Below are 4319 nucleotides of genomic sequence, written 5' to 3' on the forward strand. Positions count from 1 at the left end.
CCACGGTTTGACAGTTGAATCGTCCGCAATCCGCCACTAGGCATATGCGTAACGTTGTATGCAAGCCGAAGAAAAAAAAACAGACAATCTATCCATCAGATGAAAAGCGAATTTTTAGAACTTATAAATACAGACTTTGATGAAATTTACATCTCAAAGTTTAAACCTCCATATCAAAATTTAATAATTGAAGCCTTTGAAAGCGAGGAATTAACTCAGAGAGAATTACTTTTAAAAGAAAGATTTTCAGCATTAGAAATATTTGATTTCAAACAATTCGCAAACCCTTTTTATATTGGATTTGGGAATCCGAATTCTGAAATCCTTGTTATTGGAAAAGAAAAAGCATTTTCGTCTGAAAACTTTGAATTGTTAATTAAAGAAAGCATTAACAATTATAAACAATGGAAAACAATAATCCAGAACGATTTATTCAAAATGAATCAACTTGATGTTACATCTAAAATTGGATTTAGTCCATTATTACCCAAATCATATCATACGGGAAAAACCAAAAGAAATCACACTTGGAGTATTACAGCATCAATAATAAATCAAATATATCCTGCGAAAGAATTACAAGTCAACGAAATTCAGGATATAACAAAATCATTTTTCCAGCAATGCTTTCTTACAGAATTGAATTATAAACCAGCAAAATATCATGAAGGCAGTGGACTATCGCTTGAAAGAATGGACTTTTTAAAATCAAATTTCTTTAAGTCTTTTCCATCTGTGATTTTCAGTGCAAAAAGCTATTTGAAAGGAGATGATAAAATCATAAAGGAAATATTTAATGCGAAATTTGATTGCGTTATAGAGCTAGACAAAATTGGCCGTGATAAAACCAAGCCTTTGACTATCGAGAAATATACTTCTGAATATCAGACAATATACGTTTGCAATCAACTAAGTGGAGCAAGTGGTTGGACTAACAATTCATTAACCAAATTTGCTGAACAAATATCAATAGACTCAGTGAAATCAACAACAAATATTAAGGCCATATGAAATTTATCGCATCCAGACTATCAGAGGGTAATAAAGTATTTCCAGCAGAAATACATATTGAAAGTACAGGTTTAACGGTTAGAATACCAGGCCTTTTTAAGGGTAAATCTGAATACTTTGATTTTAAGAAAATCTCAAATATTTCAGTTGAGACTCCAATGATAGGATATTCGACTATAACCTTCCATGCCTCTGGCGCTAAAGTTACTGCTCATGGTTTTACCACATCAGAAGTAAAACAAATCAAACAAGCAATTGAAGATGGCAAAATTGACAAACCAAAACCAATAACACAAAGACCAAATCATCAATCTACAATTGAGCCTGTTCAACAAAAACAACAGTCTCCAATGACTTCTTCATCAGAAGAAAGCAATCAAAACAATAAAGGGCAAGTAAAATCACTATTAGTTGAAACAGGAAAAAGTATAATGTCAGAATTTCGAAATAACAAGGCCGAAAAACTAGAAAAAGAAAAACTATACGAATTAAAGAAACAAGAAATTCTAAATATTCCAAGACCAACAGAATTAAATACTGCTATAGAAATAATTGATAATCTGATTCTACGAATTAAATCTGAGCCATGGATTAATAATGATAATTTAAGAAATCAATATACAGACCTTTGCTTCGAACGCCTAAAGCAATTGATTAATGGATTACCTCTTCTTGATCCAAATTTTGATAAGCGAGCTTATGAAAAGCAATTAAAAAAGCTGAATTGGTCACGTTTTTTTAAAAAGAATTTTAATTAAAAACGGCCTGCATACAACATCGCATATACCTAATGGCGGTTTTACTGCACTTTGCAAGGCTTTTCGCCCGCTCAAACTTCACCACGGTTTGACAGTTGAATCGTCCGCAATCCGCCACTAGGCATATGCGTAGCGTTAGCAGCCAGTTTAACATTTTACGACTAGTTTATGGAATCCTTAAAAGACTTTGTGGTTATTGTTTGAATTTAATTGGATAAGAATGAATAAGCGAATTAGGATTTTTTTTAGATTATTACCTTTGTTACTATTTGCTGGTTTGCAAATACAATGTTCAATAGATTCCAGCAGACTAGAAAGAACAGAAATAACAGTATGTGATACAATTCAAAAAGAAGTATATGATGCAATTAAATCAGAAATTCTCAATAAATCAAATGCTAAATTAATTGTTCTGGAAAGTAATATGAAAGTGAAATATATCTCAAAATTGGGATTAGCTGGTACAGTAAATAATCCGAAGATCGTAATAAATAATCAGGCATTTAGATTTAGTATTACGAATCCGAGACTTTATGCTGTTGATTCAACATATATTTATCATCCGAAAGAATTTTTATCGTACTTTGATAAGTTGGATTATATTACCCTAATCAGGTATAGATATCGACAATCCAAGTAATCATTTAGTTCGAACCTAATGACTTATGAAAGCAATGAACCGAATAGGAAATACAATGACATCAATGATTGAAAGATTGAATTCATCAGGAAATAAAAACCGGCTGCTAACATCGCATATACCTAATGGCGGTTTTACTGCACTTTGCAAGGCTTTTCTCCCGCTCAAACCCATTGTAGTTTGACAGTTGAATCGCCCGCAATCCGCCACTAGGCATATGCGTAACGTTAGCAACAAGCTGGAGACGGAATCGGCATCCAGTGGGTAACAAATGTTGTATCTCCCCTGCCCGGTAATTGGAATTTTTCACCGTCAAAACCAGCCATTTCGACCCATTTGTCAACAGGACTTTTGACAGTTACTAATACCCATGAATATTGTTCGGGTTTATTATCAGGAAAAGAAAGCCAGTTGCTAACACTATGTTTATGCAATTGGTGGGCTTGTGGTGTATTCATCTGTATTCCAATTTATTAAGTTACTACTATTTTTAGAGTGCAGTTGTTTCTATTCCCCAACTGCATAAACATTTACCGTTGGTGGCAATTTTACGGATGATGCTACTAATAACGATATATTCAGACAGATTAAAATCTATATTAAAAGAAATATGCTATGCTGAAAACAACATTCCTGAAAAACCCATCTGCAAAATGGTCATTAATTTCTCTCGGACTATTCTTGTGCTTTTTATTCTTTACCCCAATAACGTTTTATTTTTCATTTAACTTTTGGCTTGTATTTATTCAGGCTTTTATTTGTGGCTTTTTAATATTTCTGACAACTGCTAAAGTACGCAGATTTACAGATTTGTATAATTTGAATGCTAAGGATTATGAATCCAGTGATATCTCAAGAATTCTATTAATTCCTTTTTTTGTGTCAATTATTTTGTTTTTTTTATTTATGAACTACTATGAGTTTAAAATTTACAAAAAAATTGAAAGAGAAGGTGTTATAACAAACGCAACTATAATTAATGGTCAAAGAGTTATTTCAGGCTCAATAAGAAGAAAGTTTGAAAAAATTGAATTAAATGTGGAATTTAAAACAAAAAATGGAGAGGTAAAAAATTATACTACCAAGGTTGATCGGGAAATATTTGAGTCTGTTTCAAAAGGATTGGAAGTGGAAATTAAATATTTGCCTGAAACCCCAGAGATTTTTAAACTAATTGTAGGTAATGAGAATGTTCAGAAAATTAAAGGAATTTCAAATAGAAATTTAGAATTTACCGATTTCGAAAAAATAATAAAGTTGAATCCGATTGATATAAGTGAGTATTTAAGCTCTATAAGTGAGGGGTGGAAATATTTAGAAGACGAGCAAGGTGTTTATTATGAAAATATTTTAAAGAATGAATTTTTTGCAATAAGTAAATCAGAAGAAATTATTGTGAAAGGACATTTAGCGACAAATCCTATATTTTTTATTCCAAAAGATAAAATTTTAAATGAAAAGACCCAAAGTGAAAAAAATATAGGTGATTACATGATTCTTACAACAAGAACATTTGAATTAAAAGATATGCAAATATTACATTTTCTTGGGATAAATAAGAAAGGTGGGGTGGAAACGAGTATGATTATAACTAAAAAATAAAAAAACTGCCACCAATATATAGGGATTTAAGCGGCATGTAATGCCTAGCGCGAATCCCAGGTTGAACTATATCCCGGATGTTCGGCTATGGATTTCTCAGCCGTTGTACTCTTTTTAATCGATTGTCAAGAGGAGTTAGAGTGTTTGGATGAAATGTGGAATCGGGGTATATTGATCAATGTTTGTGATATTTTGAATTGGGTTGTAGTATTATGATAAAAACATGTCTTGTATTGCTTCCATTAGGTCAATACGATGGCTGTCCCTTTAAAAGAGATGAAAACTCGGTTGATTAAATGGTTATACGA

General features: G+C 31.9%; 5 protein-coding genes. 4 read left to right on the forward strand and 1 reads right to left on the reverse strand.

Annotated features, from left to right (window positions below):
- Window positions 1–99: 99 nt before the first annotated feature.
- The 3 genes from LX69_RS17270 to LX69_RS17280 all read left to right on the forward strand — a co-directional run bounded on the left by LX69_RS17270 (window position 100) and on the right by LX69_RS17280 (window position 2409).
- Entirely contained in the window at window positions 100–1011 is a 912-nt protein-coding gene (locus LX69_RS17270; protein ID WP_111447273.1) for a hypothetical protein, read from the forward strand.
- The gene (locus LX69_RS17915; protein ID WP_185741729.1) at window positions 1008–1769 is read left to right on the forward strand and encodes a hypothetical protein; all 762 of its coding nucleotides are present in this window, start codon (window positions 1008–1010) and stop codon (window positions 1767–1769) included. Before LX69_RS17270 ends, LX69_RS17915 begins: the two co-directional genes overlap by 4 nt.
- Window positions 1770–1989: 220 nt before the next feature.
- Window positions 1990–2409: a hypothetical protein gene (locus tag LX69_RS17280; RefSeq protein WP_146260797.1), complete on the forward strand. Its 420-nt coding sequence runs from the start codon at window positions 1990–1992 to the stop codon at window positions 2407–2409.
- 227 nt (window positions 2410–2636) lie between these two features.
- Here the strand turns inward: LX69_RS17280 and LX69_RS17650 are convergent, their stop codons facing one another.
- Window positions 2637–2867: a hypothetical protein gene (locus LX69_RS17650; RefSeq protein ID WP_146260798.1), complete on the reverse strand. Its 231-nt coding sequence runs from the start codon at window positions 2865–2867 to the stop codon at window positions 2637–2639.
- 157 nt (window positions 2868–3024) lie between these two features.
- Between LX69_RS17650 and LX69_RS17285 the strand changes: the two genes are divergently transcribed.
- The gene (locus LX69_RS17285) at window positions 3025–4011 is read left to right on the forward strand and encodes a hypothetical protein (RefSeq protein ID WP_111447275.1); all 987 of its coding nucleotides are present in this window, start codon (window positions 3025–3027) and stop codon (window positions 4009–4011) included.
- Window positions 4012–4319 lie beyond the last annotated feature (308 nt).

The organism is Breznakibacter xylanolyticus, assembly GCF_003254275.1.
Lineage (GTDB): Bacteria > Bacteroidota > Bacteroidia > Bacteroidales > Marinilabiliaceae > Breznakibacter > Breznakibacter xylanolyticus.